General features: G+C 40.3%; 12 protein-coding genes. 7 read left to right on the top strand and 5 right to left on the bottom strand.

Annotated elements, in window-relative coordinates; translation table 11 throughout:
* Nucleotides 1-9: 9 nt before the first annotated feature.
* The 4 genes from C7972_RS03795 to C7972_RS03780 form a co-directional block, all read right to left on the bottom strand.
* Entirely contained in the window at nt 10-2,253 is a 2,244-nt protein-coding gene (locus C7972_RS03795; RefSeq protein WP_110354907.1) for an alpha-L-fucosidase, read from the bottom strand.
* Between the two features lie 135 nt (nt 2,254-2,388).
* Nucleotides 2,389-3,165, bottom strand: a complete 777-nt coding sequence (locus C7972_RS03790) for an SDR family NAD(P)-dependent oxidoreductase (RefSeq protein ID WP_110354906.1) — start codon at nt 3,163-3,165, stop codon at nt 2,389-2,391.
* 45 nt (nt 3,166-3,210) lie between these two features.
* Nucleotides 3,211-4,536: an L-fuconate dehydratase gene (locus C7972_RS03785; RefSeq protein ID WP_110354905.1), complete on the bottom strand. Its 1,326-nt coding sequence runs from the start codon at nt 4,534-4,536 to the stop codon at nt 3,211-3,213.
* 103 nt (nt 4,537-4,639) lie between these two features.
* The gene (locus tag C7972_RS03780; RefSeq protein WP_110354904.1) at nt 4,640-5,506 is read right to left on the bottom strand and encodes an AraC family transcriptional regulator; all 867 of its coding nucleotides are present in this window, start codon (nt 5,504-5,506) and stop codon (nt 4,640-4,642) included.
* Nucleotides 5,507-5,731: 225 nt separating this feature from the next.
* On the opposite strand from C7972_RS03780, the gene C7972_RS03775 reads away from it, so the two are divergent.
* The 4 genes from C7972_RS03775 (at nt 5,732) to C7972_RS03760 (ending at nt 12,732) form a co-directional block, all read left to right on the top strand.
* The gene (locus tag C7972_RS03775; RefSeq protein ID WP_110354903.1) at nt 5,732-6,322 is read left to right on the top strand and encodes an RNA polymerase sigma factor; all 591 of its coding nucleotides are present in this window, start codon (nt 5,732-5,734) and stop codon (nt 6,320-6,322) included.
* Between the two features lie 100 nt (nt 6,323-6,422).
* Nucleotides 6,423-7,640: a FecR family protein gene (locus C7972_RS03770; RefSeq protein WP_110354902.1), complete on the top strand. Its 1,218-nt coding sequence runs from the start codon at nt 6,423-6,425 to the stop codon at nt 7,638-7,640.
* Between the two features lie 156 nt (nt 7,641-7,796).
* Nucleotides 7,797-11,204, top strand: coding sequence for a TonB-dependent receptor (locus tag C7972_RS03765; protein WP_181422811.1), 3,408 nt, complete (start codon nt 7,797-7,799; stop codon nt 11,202-11,204).
* A gap of 19 nt (nt 11,205-11,223) precedes the next feature.
* Nucleotides 11,224-12,732 carry a RagB/SusD family nutrient uptake outer membrane protein gene (locus C7972_RS03760; RefSeq protein WP_110355141.1) on the top strand — a complete coding sequence of 503 codons (1,509 nt, stop codon included), beginning with the start codon at nt 11,224-11,226 and terminating at the stop codon, nt 12,730-12,732.
* A 575-nt stretch (nt 12,733-13,307) separates the two neighbouring features.
* Here C7972_RS03760 and C7972_RS03755 read toward each other — a convergent pair.
* Nucleotides 13,308-14,162 (bottom strand): AraC family transcriptional regulator, encoded by an 855-nt coding sequence (locus C7972_RS03755; protein ID WP_110354901.1) that lies wholly within the window; start codon nt 14,160-14,162, stop codon nt 13,308-13,310.
* Nucleotides 14,163-14,253: 91 nt separating this feature from the next.
* On the opposite strand from C7972_RS03755, the gene C7972_RS03750 reads away from it, so the two are divergent.
* The 3 genes from C7972_RS03750 (at nt 14,254) to C7972_RS03740 (ending at nt 18,971) form a co-directional block, all read left to right on the top strand.
* On the top strand, nt 14,254-14,982 hold the full coding sequence (locus C7972_RS03750; protein WP_110354900.1) for a phytanoyl-CoA dioxygenase family protein: 729 nt from the start codon (nt 14,254-14,256) through the stop codon (nt 14,980-14,982).
* 13 nt (nt 14,983-14,995) lie between these two features.
* The gene (locus C7972_RS03745; protein ID WP_110354899.1) at nt 14,996-15,832 is read left to right on the top strand and encodes a sugar phosphate isomerase/epimerase; all 837 of its coding nucleotides are present in this window, start codon (nt 14,996-14,998) and stop codon (nt 15,830-15,832) included.
* A 328-nt stretch (nt 15,833-16,160) separates the two neighbouring features.
* On the top strand, nt 16,161-18,971 hold the full coding sequence (locus C7972_RS03740; RefSeq protein WP_110354898.1) for an NPCBM/NEW2 domain-containing protein: 2,811 nt from the start codon (nt 16,161-16,163) through the stop codon (nt 18,969-18,971).
* Nucleotides 18,972-18,977: the final 6 nt, after the last annotated feature.

The raw sequence follows: 18,977 nt of genomic DNA, 5'->3' as shown, positions 1-18,977 counted from the left end.
TCCTAAATATTAGTCCAATAAAAAATCCAATTCTGCAATAGCCGCAGTTCTGCCATTTCCTGCAATCACTTTCGTTTCAATGCCGATATATCTTGATTTAATTTTGGCCTTGAACATATGGGTTCTGGCAGTGGGATCGTTTATTAAGTTCCCAAACTGGAAGTCCTCCACATTTTCCCAAGCTTTTCCATCTTCGCTTATCCTAACAACACCCTTTTCTATCATCCCTTCTGAAGAGGAAGTTTGTGGGGTATAGGTAAATCCACTCATGTCATATACTTTTCCAAGGTCTATATTGATGTAGTGCGATCCAGATTTTTCAACCGAACTCCAGTAGGTTTCAGAATCGCCATCGAAAGCATTCAAGGCGGCATGTTCCCCTTTAACACTATCCACTCCTGCAGGTTTCCAATCCTTTTTTACCATTCCGAAAAGCTGTGAAGCAACACTACCCAATTGCCCATTGACCTCGGCTACTGCCTTCACCTCTCCCGACGGTATTTCAAAAGCTTCCTTATAAATTGTAGATTCGGCCGTGGGCTCCCCACCGTTAGTAGTATAACGAATTTTATAACCAGAATTGATGTTTCCCGCTATATCTTCCCCGTGTGGTTTCCATCCAAAAGTGTCCTTTTTGGGCGATATGGTTACCACTCCCTCCAAAGATCTTACAATACTGAGCTGGGGTGGCCTTGCCTTGTAATAATGGGCGGATACGCTCGCTATAGCAGGATAAAAGCGCGAATCCAAGATTCTAATTCGCAATTTTTGGGTAGCAACTTCCGGGAATCGCAATATGCGTTTATAACCAATATTGGTAGCTGTGGCAATTTCTTTCCAGGCATTGTCCACCCAAGCATCCAAGGCATGCTTTTCAACCCTTTCCCCATGGGAAGCTACAGCTTCCTGAATAACCAATCTGTTTATAGTGATTGGTGCATTGTTTTCAATTATGATCTCTTGAGGTCCTTTGCCCAACAATTCAAAACTGTTTAAGTTTTCATCCAAAATAGCTTTAGGTCCGTTGGCGCTGGACAACAAATTGACACTGTAGGTTTCATTGATCCGTTGGCCGACCTCTTCCAATACGGCAACATCCCTTGGAGAGAATTTCCCTTCCCTATTCGGGGGAATGTTCAGCAAAAAGGTAGAGTTACCACCCACCGATCTTTCATATATATCGAACACATCATCCGTACTTCGGACTTTCTGGTCCGTGTCATCCCTATAGAACCATCCTTCGCGGATAGAGGTATTGGTTTCCGCCTGTTGGTAATGTAGATATTTCCCCTTATAAAGATCTTCCCTACTTCCTAAGGATTCCTCTGTCAAATCTGCAAAACTGTTCATTTGATGGGGGTTTTCCAGATAGGGAATCACATTCCATTCCGTATCCCTGGTTTTGCCAGATTCATTGCCGCACCAACGAATATCCTCCTTCCCAAAAATAACCGCCTTAGGGGCCAAGGCCCTTATCAATTCTTTCCATGCCAAATAGTTGTAGGTCTGGCCTCCTTTTCTTTTAGGGTGGGCACCATCAAACCAAACTTCATGGATGGGTCCGTACTCGGTAAGCAATTCAAAGAGCTGGTTTAAAAAATATTCATTATAGTCGTCCACTTTAAAGGTGAATGTAGTCTTGTTTTCAAATGGCCTACCTTCCACCTGTCTCGGAATGGTTCTATCCGTGTACTCGCTTAAATTTCCATATAGGCCATCCTTGCTTTCTATTTGGAACAGATCGGCCGGAGATAAATATACCCCCAGTTTAAGACCGTATTTTTTACAGGATTCGGACAATTCCTTGAGGACGTCCCCTTTGCCCTCCCTAAAAGGCGAAGACATTAGCCCGTGATCGGTATAGCGGCTTTGCCATAAAACAAAACCATCGTGGTGCTTGGCGGTAAAAATTACCATTTTCATCCCGGCAGCCTTCATAGCCTTACACCATTGGTCCGTATCCAAATTCCGTAAGTCGAATATTTTAGGATCTTCCATCCCATTACCCCACTCCATACGGGTAAAGGTATTTGGGCCAAAATGGATGAAAGCGATAAACTCGTTTTGCAGAGCCTCATACTGATTGGCTGTAGGCACCACATGGGCCGCCTTGAGCAAAATGGAATCCTTACTGTCCGTATCTTTTACTTCAATGGTGTTGGACACCGGCATCACCAAGGCATTTGGCTCCGATTTCTGGGTACAAGCGGCCAAAAGAGATATTATGGCTAGGTATTGAACTATTTTATTCATTAAGAATTGATGTTTGAATATATTTCCGAATATTCCCGGAGCAGGTGTTACTGGTTTTATAAAATGGAACTAAAACATCCATTTGATATTTAGTTCCATTTTTAAATTGGTCCAAAAACAGGTTTTCAGAATAACCTATCCATTTAATTTTATATACCCTCCATCTATAGGAAAATCGGTTCCCGTTATAAAGGAAGCCTCGTCCGAGCAGAGATAAACTGCCAAGTTAGCCACCTCTTCAGGTTTGCCCATCCTTCCAATAGGTTGGGATTTGGATAATTTTTCAAACATTTCCGCTTCCTTACCTGGGTAGTTCTTCTTTATAAATCCGTCTACAAACGGCGTATGGATTCGTGCCGGAGAAATGCTATTACAGCGAATGCCCAGATCCAAATAATCCTTGGCCACGGAATAGGTCATGGTTAGCACTGCTCCTTTGGACATGGAGTAAGCAAATCTATCCGAGATACCAACCGTGGAGGCAATGGAAGCCATATTTAAAATGACCCCTCCTTTCTCCTTCATCTTGGAGATAACGGCATGCATACAATTATAAACCCCTTTGATGTTTACATTATATATGCGATCCATATCCTCTACTGCGGTTCCCTCCAAATTTCCCACATGGGCTATCCCCGCATTGTTCACCAAAATATTAATATAACTCTGGGCGCCAATAGCGGATATAATTTCGGCTACCTGGGCATTATTGGAAACATCGCAAGCGTGAAACTTGGCCTTACCGCCCTTAGCTTCTATTTCCCCAACTACACGTTCTCCGTTTTCCACATTAAATTCCAGGATGTGCACATGCGCTCCCTGGCCGGCAAAGGCTTTGGATATAGCTTCACCAATACCACTGGCACCACCGGTAACAATGGCTGTTTTATTTTCTAGACTAAAAAGTGACATATTTTCTTAAAGTTATTTATCTCGGTTACTATTCTATTTTGTTCCCTATTGTTTGGCCTTTGCACCATCCTTCCAAATTACACCTTCCGGAAAACTATAATCCTCCAAAGATTGTTCTTTCATAGTGATGCTATAGCCCGACATTGACGGGGGCATATAGGCCCCATTATTTATTACCACAGGGTCATAAAAATGTTCGTGCAAATGATCCACATATTCTATTATTCGGTTTTCCAAAGAACCGCTTATAGCAATATAATCTATCATGGACAGATGTTGCACATATTCGCAGAGTCCTACTCCCCCTGCATGGGGACAAACAGGAATATTGAACTTTGCCGCCATTAAAAGAATGGCCAAAATTTCATTTACCCCACCTACCCTGCAGCTATCTATCTGACAGATACCAATGGCATCGGCCTGCATTAATTGTTTAAATACAACCCTATTCTGACAGTGTTCCCCTGTTGCCACTTTTATAGGATAAACGGCTTTTGCTATTTTCGCATGGCCCAAAATATCGTCAGGACTAGTTGGCTCCTCGATCCACCATGGATCAAACTTTTTTAGCTCAGCCATATTGGCAATGGCCTCGTCCACATCCCATTTCTGGTTGGCGTCCATCATCAATTTTAGGTCGGTACCGATCTCTTCACGGATTATGGATGCGCGCCGCATATCATCCTTTAAATCTGATCCTACCTTTATTTTCATATGCTTAAATCCAGAAGCCTTTGCTTCCTTGCAAAGTCTCCTCATTTTGTCATCCGAATAACCAAGCCAACCGGCAGAGGTGGTATATGCAGGATATCCATCCTTTAAAAGTTTATCAATACGCTCCTGCTTGGAAGAAGCTTTGGCCTTCAAAAGTTCCAGAGCTTCTGCAGGTGTAATGGCGTCCGTAATGTAAGTAAAATCTATGCAGGAAACCAATTCCTCCGGTGTCATATCGGCCAGCAATTTCCACAATGGTTTCTTTTCTACCTTGGCATAAAGATCCCAAACGGCATTTACCACAGCACCCGTTGCCAAATGAATAACACCTTTTTCAGGACCCAGCCAACGCAATTGACTGTCCCCGGTGATCATCTTCCAAAACGCCCCCATATTTGCAGTAAAACTCTCCAAAGATTTTCCTTTTACCAAAGGCGCCAATGAATGGATGGCCGCAGCACACAATTCATTGCCCCTACCAATGGTAAAGGTTAATCCATGGCCCTCCAGTCCGTCTGGATGATCGGTCTTCAGTATTACATAAGCTGCGGAATAGTCCGGATCCGGATTCATGGCATCTGATCCGTCCAGTGATTTGCTGGTAGGAAATCGGACATCTTTAACCAGAACATCCGTTATAATAATTTTGCTGTTCATTATGTGAAATATTAATCAAGACAAAACTAATTCCAAACCACATCCATAGCAACCACAAGAAGTACCAATTTCAATACTTTTTTTGCCAACATTACTATTTTTGTCAATTTTGAGTATGAAGTTTAATATAATCGGAGGGAGACATCCCAGTTATGGACTTAAAATGTCGGTTAAAATTTGAAATATTGTTAAAACCGGATTCATAGCACACCGGCGTAATGTTATTTTTGTTCTCTATCAATAATTTACAGGCATACCCAATTCGTATTTCATTTAAATAACGGGTAAACGTCTTTCTGTGGATACGTTTAAAAAACCTGCTAAAGGCAGAAGGGTTCATTTTGGCTATCTCTGCTACATCCTTGGACCCTATGGGCTGATTGAAATTTTTAAAGACAAACTCATAAATTTCATCCAAGCCTTTGTTATCCGTCTTGTTAAAGGAATTCAAAAATCCCGGGCTTGACAATAATTGATACTCCTCATGATTAGCCAATTTGTACAGTATTTCAATTAGCTTTATTGTCTTATCAAAAGGTTCGTGGTTTTGAAGTTTCTCAATTTTTTCAATAAGTTTAGAATCAATATTGGAAAATTTAATTCCTTGGCTAGCCCTTTTGATCAATTGCAGTATTGGTTTCATTTCTATGGCATTTAGAAAATCCAACCCTAAAAAATCTTCCTTAAAGTGTATGGCAATGGCCTCGGAAATCAGGCCCGAATCAGCCTCAAAGTAAATCTCGTCATTGAGCCACATATGGGGTAAATTTTTCCCTATCAAAACGAGGTCGCCTTGGGAGAATTTCTCAATTCCATCACCAATAAAACGGGTCCCTGTACTTTGTGCAATGTATACCAATTCCAATTCCGGGTGGTAATGCCAAATTTTTAAAAAATGGGAATACCTATTATGTGTAACTGTAAAGGAGCTGTTCTGTAAACTGGACCTATTAAGAAGGTGTAATTTCATAAAAAGATAAATAACAAAAGGCTTGATTGAGATTTTAAATATACATCTTTTTTTATACGGACAAAAAATTGGCAAAAAAAGTATTGCTAAATGTTGATTTTATAGTTGAAATGAAAGAAATTTCCACTTAATTTCGAACGTTACCCTTTAAGTACCATTTAAATCTTTATGGATTAGAACCCTAAAGTATTTTATTAGAACCCAAATCCTTTAACTTTTTTCAAAATGGCAGGACAACCCTTAGACCAATTGATTGCTTCCTTGATAAAAGGTAACAGGACAGCATTTAAGACCATATTTGATCTGTATGAAAAACGGTTGTACCATTACATACATTCCATTACAAAGTCGGATTATGCCTCCGAGGAAATTCTACAAGAAGTATTTATTAAAATTTGGACAAAAAAGGAAACCATTGATGTAAGATATTCTTTTGATGCCTTTCTATTTACTATTGCTAAAAATTCGGCTTACAACTACTTAAGAAGTATTGCCTCCCAGGAATCCTTAAAAAAGGAATACTGGAAAAACATTAGCTCATTAAACGAAGAAACCGAAAATAGTATTCTCCTTGCCGAATATGAGGATTTGGTAAACGATATCCTAGAAAATATTCCCACTCAAAAACGCAGCATTTTCATTTTGTCCAAACAACAGGGAAAAAGCAATGAGGAAATAGCGGAACTTTTGGGAATTACGCAAAAAACAGTAAAAAACCATCTCTGGAAAACACTGCAAATTATCAGGGCGGAATTAAAACCGTATCTGGCTGATACCATTTGTTTTTTTACAACAATCTTACTTATTACGTCTTAATTTATCTATTTCGTAAAAAAATGGTTCTTAATTTGGGACTTTTGCATTATTGAAGTGTATTACTTATATAGCCCATAATATTGCTATTAAAATAATGTAGATGCAGAACGAGAACAAAATGGACAAGCTCTTCCAGAAATTGGTAGACAATACCATTTCCGAAAAGGAATTGGATTGTTTAATGGAGCTTATTAATAGTTCCGATCCGGATGAAGTTAAGAATGGGCTTTTAGCCAGACATTGGAATAGTGCAAAAGAAGGTAATCTGCCCATTAGGAAAAGAATAAAAGGTGATTCCGAAGTTTTATTGCAGAATATTCTAAATAAAATAGAGGACATTGAAAAGAAAAAAAAAGTTAAGCCATTTTTTGCACACACGAATATTGGATTTTGGTCTGGTATGGCAGCGACATTCTTATTGCTCATGGGCATCTACTTTTATAACCAAAATTCTGTAGGCACAACTACAGTACCCATCCCGCCACTTATTATTGAAAACAACCCAAAGTCCAACTCAATTACTTTACAATTGGACAATGGTACGGTTGAAACCATTTCGGAGAACGGGGAACGGAAAATTACCAGTACCAACGGAAATTTAGTTGCTTCGCAGCAGGGGAACACTTTGCAATATACCGGAGCTGAAGCTCATGACAAACTGGTTTACAACACTCTTAATATACCGCATGGAAGACAATTCGATCTTGTTCTTTCCGACGGCACCAAAGTAAAATTGAATTCCGGAAGCTCCATTAAATATCCCGTGCGCTTCCTTAAAGGAGAGGATAGAAAAGTCTATTTAAAAGGAGAAGCATACTTTGACGTTACCACAGATGAGACCCGCCCTTTTATTGTAAATGCGGACGAAATGAACATTAGGGTATTGGGTACACAGTTCAACCTTTCCTACTATCCGGAAGATGAGGACATCAGCACCGTATTGGTAGAAGGGGCCGTAGTCCTTTACAAGGAAGGGGCAGACATAAATACAAACACTTCATCCCAGCTGGTTCCTGGGCAAAGGGCTGCATGGAATAAGATTAGTAATACCATGACCATTAACGAGGTGGACACCAACATTTATACCGCTTGGAAAGACGGGTATCTTTTATTCAAGGCCTCTCCCTTTTCCAACATTAAATCAAAACTGGAACGTCATTTCAACATTACCATAGAAGATAGAAGCGGTCGATTGAAAAATCAAATATACACGGCCACTTTTCGAAATGAGACCATTAAGGAAATCTTGGAAGCCTTCAAGGAAGACATTCCCTTTGAATTTATACAGGAAGGTTCAAAAATAACAATACTCGACTAATATTAACCTAAAGAAGATGCCAATGAAAATTAACTGAAAACATGAGCACTAAACGTATCACTTTTACAAAAAAACCGGAAAATGTTGGCGCATTCCCCGGCATAAGAAAGTGATATAAACAAACGAAATGTTTAATCACCAAACCTTTACAAAAGTATGAAAAAATTAAATTTAGTAGGGCCTTTCCGTTCGGATTGGCTTAGCAAACATCATTTAAAGATGAAACTAACGACCTTATTACTAATAGTTTCTCTCTTTAAAATTCAGGCCAACACATACGGACAGAGCACAAAAATCACATTAAACCTAAAAAACGTAAGCGTTCAACAGGTTTTTGAAGAAATAGAATCACTTTCAGATTTTAGGTTTCTGTACAACCATGAAAAGGTTAATTTAAAGAGAATTGTTTCCGTAAATGTAAAAAAGGAACCCATTTCAAATATTTTGGACAGGATATTTAAAGCTACCGATATCTATTTCACTGTTAAGAATAAGCAGATTATCTTAAAAACGGGCAAGCTGGAAACAACCATTCCCGACGCAAATAATAGCATTGACCAAAATACTATAAGTGGGACCATTTCGGATACCGAAGGCACCCCCTTACCTGGAGCGAACATTGTGGAAAAAGGAACCACCAATGGGGTTACTGCCGATTTTGACGGTAATTTCACCCTTGATGTAGCCAATGAAAATGCTACACTGGTTATAAGCTATATTGGATTCGCTTCCAAGGAAGTAGCTCTTAACGGACAAACCACTATTGCCGTTAGTTTGGAAGAAAGTGCCGCAGGATTGGACGAAGTGGTATTGATCGGTTATGGTACGCAAAAGAAAAGTGACCTTACCGGTGCTGTAGGTTCTATTAAATCGGAAGAATTGGCAGAAAGACCGGCGGCTTCTTTAAACCAGGCAATGGCCGGAAAGGTAGCAGGAGTGAACATAACTTCCGGCTCTGGACGACCAGGGGGTAGAACCGTTGTACGAATCCGTGGTAATACCTCGGTAAGTATCGCCAATACACCACTCTATGTAATAGATGGTGTAATCCTGAATGCCGCCAGCTTACCCAATGGGAGTACCCCCATAGATTACCTGAACCCCAATGACATCCAATCCATCGAGGTATTAAAAGATGCTTCTGCCACAGCCATTTATGGTGCCAGAGGTGCCAATGGCGTAATTCTTGTATCCACAAAAAAAGGCACTACTTCTGGTGAAACACGTCTTAATTATGATGTGGATTTCAGCATAGGAACTTTACCTAAAAAACTTGATCTCTTAAATTCTGAAGAGTTTCTTCGCGTTGAGGAAATTGCTTATGCCAATGCTGAAAAATTTGATCCGGATGGATGGGCAGGTGGTAGATATACCGATCCTAGATTAAAAAGAACCGATCCTAGACTTTTTGACACCAATGGCAACCCACTTTACGACACCGATTGGCAAGATGAAGCTATTAGGGACGCTATTACCCAAAACCACCAACTTTCCTTTACCGGTGGTAACCAAAAATCCAATTTCGGATTGTTTATGGGTTTCAGGGATGAAGAGGGATTAATTGTAGAATCATGGTTGAAGCGCTATTCAGGTAGATTTACTTTGGATACCGAGGTTACCGACTGGCTAAAAGTTGGAGGTAGCCTGAGCTATAACGACCAAAACGAAAAGCAGGTAGACCAACTTGGGGGCGGTGGTATCACCACCATGCGCCAAGTATACGAAGCCTTGCCTATAATACCAGTACGTTATGAGGATGGCAGCTGGGGATCCAATATACATTATCCGGGTATGGAAGGTGGTGGCAGCCCTGTGGCGGTTGCACACGATCGCCGGTATTTCCTTAAAACCCAAACTGTTCTAGGTAATTTTTACGGCAATATCGAGTTTAATGAAAACCTTCAATTAAGGACTACCCTAGGTACCAATATCATTAACCAAAGGAACGATTATTACGGAGGTAAGGACTTAAGATATATAGCCATGCCCGATGGTGCTGCAAGTGTCACAAACGCACGGTACAATTCTTGGCAATTTGAAAATTACTTGACCTATAACAAGGATTTTGATAGCAATAATTCGCTAACGGCCATGGTAGGGCTTTCTTGGCAACATATAGACCAGTTTAGTGCAACAGCATCGACCAGAGGATTTGCCGATGACTTTTACGGCTTCAACAACCTGGGTGCAGGCTCCAACCCACAGACACCCACCTCGGAAAAAATCGCTTACGGACTCAACTCTTACTTTGGGCGTGTCAACTATAATTACATGAACAAATATTTGTTGACCCTTACGGGAAGAGCAGACGGATCCTCTAAATTTGGACCGGAAAATCAATTTGCCTTTTTCCCATCGGCAGCATTGGCATGGCGGGTTTCTGAAGAAGATTTCCTCAGAGAGAATGGAACCATTTCCAATCTAAAAATTAGAGCCAGTTACGGTGCAACAGGTAACTCTGAACTACCTGCCTACCGAGCATTGGCAGGCCTATCCAACGGCACTGTAATCTTTGATGATGCCCTTGCCTCTTACACTGTAGCGGGCCGTATGGCCAACCCCGATCTAAAATGGGAAAGAACGGAACAGGTAGATGCGGGTATTGAATTGGGCCTTTTAAACAACCGTATAGGCTTAGAGATCGATCTGTATAGAAAGTTGACCACGGATATGCTCCTCAATGCCCCTATTCCATCTTCCAGTGGTTTCAGCAATGTATTTAGAAACGTTGGTAGTTTGGAAAACAAGGGTGTTGAAATTAATTTGAACACGATAAATGTAGACAATGAAATTTTTGGCTGGAGCAGCAACTTCAATATTTCAATTAATAAAAATGAAGTAAAAGCACTATCGGGAGGTTCCGATATTTTCTTAGGGTCTACGTTGATCCGTGTTGGTGAACCTGTAGGTACTTTCTTCGGTTATATTGATGAAGGCACATGGAATACCGATGAGGCAGCCCAGGCCGCCATCTACGATAGATTACCTGGAGATATCAAATACCGTGACCTAAACAACGATGGCGCCATCAATAGCGATGACCGGGCCATCATAGGAAAAGGTATTGCCGACGGTTTCGGAACCTTTTCAAATACCTTCAGATATGGCAATTTTGAGCTACTGGTAGACTTACAATTTCAATATGGCAACAGTATAATGTACCGTGACGAGCACTCGGCGGAAGACCGTCAGACAATTGCCAATAGCTTTAAGACCGTTCTTAATGCCTGGACTCCGGACAATCAAGATACCGACATTGCCCAGATTAGACCAATTGCTGCTGGTTATGATACCAATAACGATTCAGGAAAATTAAAGGATGCCTCATTTTTAAGAGGAAGAAATTTAATGTTATCCTACGTATTCAAACCAGAATTGGTAGAGCGCTTACACTTGAATCGTCTCAGGATATATACCTCGGTACAGAACTTTTTTGTATCCACCAAATATCCAGGGTATGACCCTGAAAGTTCAAATGGAAGTCAAGCTTTCGACCAAGGATTCTCCCTTTACGATTATCCGAGGCCCCGAACCTTTATGTTAGGATTAAATGTTGGACTATAACCATATAAAAGATAAAAAAATGAAAATCTATAGAAACTTTATAAGAGCTATAGCCGTCTTAACCACAATTTCGAGCATAACGGCATGTAGTAATTTTTTGGATGAAGAAGATGAATCCAACTTCACAACAGACACCTATTTTACCACGGCCGCACATGCCGAAAGTGCTGTTAATGGGATATATGAACCTTTGGTACCTATAACGAACAGTGGTTTTGGAGGCGGTACTTGGATGATGCTGGAATTCGCCACTGGTTTGGCCAACACTTCACTGGGGCAGGCCACCAATATTTATTTGGTAAAGGATTTAATTAACAATTCGGACAATGGATATGGAAACAGTTTCTGGACAGAATATTACACCGGTATCTCTAGGGCCAACTTGGCGATAGAAAAAATCCCTGAAATAAATATGGATGAGACCGATAGGCAAAATTACTTGGCCACTGCCAAATTCTTTAGGGCTTATTATTATTTTGGTTTGGTACGCATGTTCGGAAACATTCCTATCATCACCAATTCGGTAGATTTGGGGTCGGAACAATTATACCCTGAACAATCTTCCCCTGAAGCGGTATATGATTTAATTGTCAGTGATCTCACCGATGCAGAGAACTCCGACCTACCATGGAGGGATGGATCTGGAAGGGTATCAATGGGAGCTGTTAAAACCTTACTGGCAGATGTGTATTTGACCATGGCAGGTTACCCTCTTCAAAAAACCGAAAATTATGCTCTTGCAGCCGCAAAGGCCAAACAGGTAATGGATTCGGACGAGTTTGCACTTTTTGACACCTATGACGAACTACATGACCCTGCCACCAAAAACACAGGGGAATATATCTTTATGACCCAATTTGCAGCGGGAATTCAATCCGGTAACTGGCAACCAGGAATTTTACCCTATAACTTAGGAATATCGGCCTATTCGGCCCAAACCGGTGGTATCTTTTCAACAAATGCTTTTGTGGACTCCTACGAGCTAGGTGATAAACGGACAGAAGAAAAACAATTCTATTTTACCAGTTATTCGTTAGAGGCCGATCGCAACAGCAGTGTTAATCTAGGAGCACCCTATATCTTTAAACATTTTGATATTGAAGCGAACGAAGGGAGCGCCCAATCCGACTTGAATTGGTGTATCTATAGATATGCCGATGTATTGCTGATGTACGCGGAAGCCTTAAATGAAGCTGAAAGCGGACCTACTACAGAAGCATATAACGCTATAAACGAGATTAGGGATCGTGCAGAACTGGATGAATTGGAGGGCCTTTCACAAGACGCCTTTAGAGATGCGGTGAGAATAGAAAGAATTCACGAATTGAGTTTTGAAAACAAGACTTGGTTCGACATGGCTAGGTGGAGAAAGGCATATAACCCTGAAACCAATGCATTGGAAGATTTTGTGGGCCATAACTTTTCTTACTTGCCCAATAAATCGCTAACCGAAAGGGAACTTCTATTTCCCATACCAACCTCAGAAATGCAGAACAATCCAAATCTAGTACAAAATACAGGTTACTAATAAATACTGCCCCCAGAAAAGTGGAAACAGCTATTCCACAAGGGCAAAACAACATTTAGTACTTAACATTCTCTTTTTGTAGCCTAACTAGGTTACAGAACATAGATGGCTAATCAAGACACGGGCAGGAAATTTCCACCCGTGTCTTTGTTTATTATGCTATGTACATCCGTAGTTGATCAAAACTTTGGATCAGTAATTAAATTTTACCCCTCCAAATACTATGACCAAAACCATACTTCTGGCAGGGAGCCAGCTCAAATCTCATTAAAGCTTACACCTTGTTTCTTCATATATTCATTAAAATTATATACCCCAAACTATCAAGTAAACATAAAAGTGCAAAAAAACTATCAGTGTTTGTCAGTAAATAGGTAGCCAAATAGACACTAACTGCTTATCTTGCATACGATTTAATAAGTGTAATTAAATTGTTGAAAAATTGAGTTTTAAAAATTACAAGTTCTTCTGAATGAACTTGATAAGAGTTTGAGTTGAGTTAGTTTTGAAAAATCCGGATACCTTTTAGGTTCCGGATTTTTTTTTGGTATGATAAAGCTTAAATCAATGATTCGTTATTCCCTGTGCTGTCTTCTATAGGATTTGGGCGTAACCCCAGTAAACTTCTTAAAGGTGGTGGCAAAATACTGGGAGGAACCAAAGCCTAGGCCAAATGCCACTTCCGTAATCGTTTTGGCGGTATGTAATTCCATTTTGGCCTGTTCCATCTTTAGTCGGTTCACATATTCCTTTGGGGGCATTCCTGTTTCTTTTTTAAACCAAGCCTTAAAGTAACCTGTGGACATTTCCACCAAACTGGCCATTTCATCCACATAAATAATTCTAAACAGATTTTTTCTGATAAATATTTCCAAGGTGTTTAACTTAATGGATGGTGGACTTTGTTGCTGCTTTTGGGATAGGATAACCGTGTGCAATAAGAGTTGGGCAATTAATTGATCTACCATTATGTTGGAGAGCATGGTATCCCCTTTGCCCAATTGATCCAACAATTTCTCCAAAATAAATTTTAGTTGAAACGAACCCTTAAATATATATTTGGATTTATCCAGAAGTGCGGCCATCAAAAAGTCGGAATGCTTTTTGGGCATGTTACAAAGTTTCCCATATGAACTGTCTACAAGTACTTGTAGCCAAAACAATTCCCCTTTATCCTCGGGAAACTCACCGGTACTGTGCTCAGTATCCGGCGGTACCACAAAAATGTCATTTCCATTTAGTTCAAATAATTCCTCCCCTATCCTGTAATATTGTCGGCCCTTCATACAAAAACATATTTCCAAAGCCCCTGGGTGTTGATGTCCCACCAGACCAGGCTTCACCTCTTTGTACCGGTAATAACCAAAGGATAAGCCCCTTTTTATTCCCAAATCCTGAAGATTAAACACCTTTCTACCCTGAGTTGACATATCCACAAAATGTATAAAAAAGTAATATAGTATAAAATTGATAGATATTAATGTAATTTAACTACATCTTTGATCCACTTAAATTAGCAACATGGAAACAAAAAGAATAAAATTCATCAAGGATGGATTTATTAAAATAGACCAATTAATCACACCAGAGGAAGTGGACAGCCTTGGAATGATATACGATGAATTGTTACAGGACAAAGTTAAAACAGCCCACCTCAGAAGTGATCTTGCGGGCGCAGACAATAATGCCGACAAGAAGGTGGAGCGTATAACCCAAATTATGAGACCCAGCACCTTAATTCCTGAAATGCTGGAGAAAAGTTCCTATAAAAAGGCGGAACAATGGGCCAAAGATCTTTTAGGTAATGATATGGAACTGGATTTCGATATGATGATCAATAAAGCGCCTTACACCAATACCCCTACGCCATGGCATCAGGACGCTGCCTATTGGATAGCTATGCCAGATAAAAGATCGGCCAGTTGTTGGATTGCATTGGACGAGGTATATGAAAAAAATGGTTGTATGTGGTTTATTCCAAAAACAACCGGCATACCTATTCTTCCCCACAAAAACCTACCCAATGGGGGCGCCCTATATTGCGAAACCGACAGCTCACAGGCCTTAAGCATACCCTTAAATCCGGGCGGATGTACTTTTCATGATGGTTTTACGCTTCACTTTAGCCAAGGCAACACTACCGAAACCCAAAGAAGAGCATTAATTTTAAACTTTAGACCCAAAAAAATGATCGAATTTGAAAGGGAACAAGGGGTAGATCATACTGGGGAAAGAAAACAGAGAAATTAAAATAATACAATGCATGCAAATTAAATTTATATATCCACGTTGGGGAAGTTCGGATTTAAGGTGGTCCGTTTTTTTAAACAAGATAAAAAATGCCGGTTATGAGGGAGTAGAAATAGACCTTCCCTTAGAAAGCATTAAAAAGAACGAAATTTGTTCCATACTGAAGGATTTGGAGCTAGATTTCGTAGCACAGCATTGGGAAACCAAGGAGGTGGATTTTACCAAACATCAAGAACAGTACAGAAGGCATTTGTACAATCTCGTGGAAGCTCATCCCCTATTCGTGAATTCACATACCGGAATGGATTTTTTCTCCCACTCCCAAAATGCCACTTTGATTGAAATGGCCCACAAAGTAGAATTGGAAACCGGGGTTATCATTACCCATGAAACCCATCGCTCACGTTTTTCCTATGCCGCCCATGCCTGTTTACCGTATTTGGAGGAATACCCTTTTCTAAAACTTACTTCCGACCTGTCCCATTGGTGTTGCGTTGCCGAATCCTTATTGGAAAATCAGCCCAAAGCAGTTCAAAGGGCCATTGAACATACCTATCACATCCATGCCAGGGTAGGTTCGGCCCAGAGTCCGCAGGTCATAGACCCCCGGGACGGGAATTATAAAACTGAGTTGGACCTGTTTACTGAATGGTGGTGTTTAATGATAAAGTCTGCCCAAACAAAAAAACGCCCCTATATCACTGTTACTCCTGAATATGGCCCACATCCCTATTCAATATACAAGGCAAACACTAAAATACCGCTAGGGGATCAATGGGAAATTAATGGGTTCATTAAAAATCACCTTGCCGAATCCATAAAACATTTTCCTTCAATTATAGGTCCTTAATTTTTCCAAATATTCCCAAAACATTACAAATTCCTTTATTTAAGAGTTTACTGCGTACATAATGAAGTGAAAAGCTATTGCTTTTATTCCGTTACTTAGCTTTCTGAAATCGCTATTGGTCGATATTTTCACAATGTCTTAACAAAGAGTCAATATTTTTAATAATGTAAAGTGTAGGTTTTTTCACCTTAAACAAATAGATTCGAATGAGAAGAGCCATAAGTCAGCAATAGCGAAACAACTTTTACACGACCACTATTACTGAGATTTATATTTTTCTTAAACCCTAATAACCTAAAGAACACCAAATTTCCAGATTTAAATCACAATGCAATTCCTAAAACTATATTTACCGTTATTACTCATTTTTTCCATATCCACCCATTCGCAACATACGGAAAAAAAGCTGGTAAGCCTTTCCGAATTGGATATTGAAAAACCAGAACAACCTTGGTGGTCTGCCCAGAAAAACAAGGCTATCACCGGAGCAACGATTCAAATTGGGGGGGTATCTTTTAAAAATGGTATTGGGACCTTGTCTGGAAGTAAACTCTTCTTTTTCCTGGATGGTAAGAGTAAAAAATTTAAGGCCCAAGTAGGCATTCAGGATATGCAAAACTTTCCGCAGGATGTTGAATATAACACCCTAAGCGATGGCAATAAATTATTCTATTCCGAACACGAAGGGGATAAAACCTTTGTAGGCATTGCCAACTCTAAAGACAACATGGGCAAAGGCAGTGTTAGATTCCTAATAAAAGGGGACGGAAAATTATTGTGGAAAAGTAAAAAAATAAATGGTGGGGGCAAAACTACAACAGTTGAACTAAACCTCCAAGGTGTCCAGGTTTTGGAACTCAGCGTTGAGGATGGTGGTGATGGTGTCTCCGGTGACCATGCCGTTTGGGCGAATGCAACCATCAACTATTCCAATTTTAAACCACAACTGGTAGATGCCAACTATTTTAATAAATTAAAGACCGTCGATGCCATTTTTAATAACCGTATTAAGCCCCTAATACAAAAATTACCCCTGGGTCAAGACATATTTAAAGAAGGGATAAAAACGGATTGGTTGGTTAAAAAAGTAAGTCTCCCTTCCCAGGTATATCAACAGGCCAACGGAAAGGAAATTGTAATCTCCAACGGCTTGATCAGTAGAACATTCCGACTCACCCCAAACTGTGCCACGGTAGGTTTTGACAATCTTGTTTCTGGAGAATCGCTTCTTCGCGGTGTAAGTCCGGAAGCCATGCTTACCATAAACGGGCAGGAATATACAGTGGGCGGTCTGGATGGACAGATTGAATACGGTTATTTAAAAGAAGAATGGTTGGACCAAATGTGGAGTCCGGCCGGTTCATTTCAACTTACCGATTTTAAGGTTGATGAAATTCAAGAGCGCATTAAGTGGCCAAATAAAAGATGGTCTTCCCAACCTAAAAGTCCAACCCAAGGAAAACAAATAAGTTTTTTCTATGCGCATCCAGATTTTCAAGACCTCTTGGTAAAAGTGCATTATGAAATCTATGATGGCATTCCTTTGATCAGCAAATGGTTCACCCTTGAAAACAGCGGATCAAAACCTGTTGTCTTAAACAATTTTAAAAGTGAAATCCTGGCGATGGTGGAGGCCGAAAGTGCGGTAGAAAAACAAAAAGGCTGGGAGACCCCCAATATTCATGTGGAAAGCGATTTTGCATTTCATTCCATGTCCATGAAAAATGCCAACAAAGTAGTTCATTGGGAAAAAGACCCACGTTATACTTCACAAGCCAGCTATTTATTGTCCACACCATGTTTGTTGGAGTGTAAATTGCCCCTCGGACCCAATGAAACCATAACCCCAGGAACCAATTTTGAATCTTTTAGAGTCTGGGAAATGCCCTTTGATAGTTATGACAAACAGCGCAAGGGCCTTTATACCAATGCCATGTACAAATTAATAGCCCCTTGGACTACGGAAAATCCCCTATTTTTACATTTGACCACTACGGACGATGCCAAAGTAAGGGCAGCCATTGACCAATGTGCGGAAACGGGTTATGAAATGGTCATTTTAAGTTTTGGCAGTGGTTTAAATATGGAAGATCTGTCCGATAACAATATAAATAAATTTAAAGCCTTGGCAGACTATGCCCATTCCAAGGGTATAGAACTCGGTGGATATTCCCTTTTATCCAGCAGATGGATCAGTGAGGAAGTAGATGTAATTAATCCGGAAACGGGCAAAAGAGGTGGCGTAATTCACGGTAGTTCCCCGTGTTTAAATAGCCAGTGGGGCATTGATTATTTTGAAAAATTAACGGTCTTCTTCAATAAGACCGGTTTTGATCTTTTGGAACACGATGGTTCCTACCCTGGTCAATTATGTGCTTCAACCAGTCATGTGGGACATAAGGGGTTGGAGGATTCCCAATGGAAATCTTGGAAACGAATTACCGATTTCTACAAGTGGTGCAATGAAAAAGGAATTTCCCTTAATATCCCAGATTGGTACTATTTAAGTGGCAGCACTAAAAACGGAATTGGATATAGGGAAGTCAATTGGTCTCTACCCCGAGAACGTCAATTGGTACTGGGTAGGCAAAATATGTATGACGGAACTTACGACAGGCTTCCAAGCATGAGTTGGACCTTTGTTCCCCTTACAGAATACCACGGTGGCGGAGCAGAAGCCACTATAGAGCCATTGGACACCCATTTAGAAGCCTACAAGGCCCATATGGTGCAAAACTATGGCATGGGAGTTCAGGCCTGTTATAGAGGGCCTCGTTTGTACGACACCGAGAAAACCAAGAACACCGTCGAAGAGGTAGTTGATTGGTACAAGAAATACCGTAACATCCTTAATTCTCCCATAGTACATATTAAAAGAGCGAATGGAAGGGACATGGATGGAATAATGCACGTTAACCCGGAATTGAACGAAAAAGGGTTGGCATTGTTCTTTAACCCAACCAACAAAACCTTGTCGCAAACCATAAAACTCCCCATGTATTATACTGGGCATTCGCAGGTAGTAAACATTCAGGAGAAGGACGGAGAAAAAATAAGCTATAAATTGGCTAGGGATTATTCGATAGATTTAAAAGTGGAAATCCCCGCCAACGGCAGCACTTGGTTTGTAATTTATTAAGCGATA

This window comes from Arenibacter sp. ARW7G5Y1 (assembly GCF_003201775.1).
Classification (GTDB): Bacteria; Bacteroidota; Bacteroidia; order Flavobacteriales; family Flavobacteriaceae; genus Arenibacter.
This window is presented reverse-complemented; position numbering and strand designations above follow the sequence as displayed.

Excerpts from the sequence above, each read along its gene's own strand:
- C7972_RS03795 (WP_110354907.1), bottom strand. The coding sequence starts at position 2,253 with ATGAATAAAATAGTTCAATACCTAGCCATAATATCTCTTTTGGCCGCT.
- C7972_RS03790 (WP_110354906.1), bottom strand. The coding sequence starts at position 3,165 with ATGTCACTTTTTAGTCTAGAAAATAAAACAGCCATTGTTACCGGTGGT.
- C7972_RS03785 (WP_110354905.1), bottom strand. The coding sequence starts at position 4,536 with ATGAACAGCAAAATTATTATAACGGATGTTCTGGTTAAAGATGTCCGA.
- C7972_RS03780 (WP_110354904.1), bottom strand. The coding sequence starts at position 5,506 with ATGAAATTACACCTTCTTAATAGGTCCAGTTTACAGAACAGCTCCTTT.
- C7972_RS03775 (WP_110354903.1), top strand. The coding sequence starts at position 5,732 with ATGGCAGGACAACCCTTAGACCAATTGATTGCTTCCTTGATAAAAGGT.
- C7972_RS03770 (WP_110354902.1), top strand. The coding sequence starts at position 6,423 with ATGCAGAACGAGAACAAAATGGACAAGCTCTTCCAGAAATTGGTAGAC.
- C7972_RS03765 (WP_181422811.1), top strand. The coding sequence starts at position 7,797 with ATGAAAAAATTAAATTTAGTAGGGCCTTTCCGTTCGGATTGGCTTAGC.
- C7972_RS03760 (WP_110355141.1), top strand. The coding sequence starts at position 11,224 with ATGAAAATCTATAGAAACTTTATAAGAGCTATAGCCGTCTTAACCACA.
- C7972_RS03755 (WP_110354901.1), bottom strand. The coding sequence starts at position 14,162 with ATGTCAACTCAGGGTAGAAAGGTGTTTAATCTTCAGGATTTGGGAATA.
- C7972_RS03750 (WP_110354900.1), top strand. The coding sequence starts at position 14,254 with ATGGAAACAAAAAGAATAAAATTCATCAAGGATGGATTTATTAAAATA.
- C7972_RS03745 (WP_110354899.1), top strand. The coding sequence starts at position 14,996 with ATGCAAATTAAATTTATATATCCACGTTGGGGAAGTTCGGATTTAAGG.
- C7972_RS03740 (WP_110354898.1), top strand. The coding sequence starts at position 16,161 with ATGCAATTCCTAAAACTATATTTACCGTTATTACTCATTTTTTCCATA.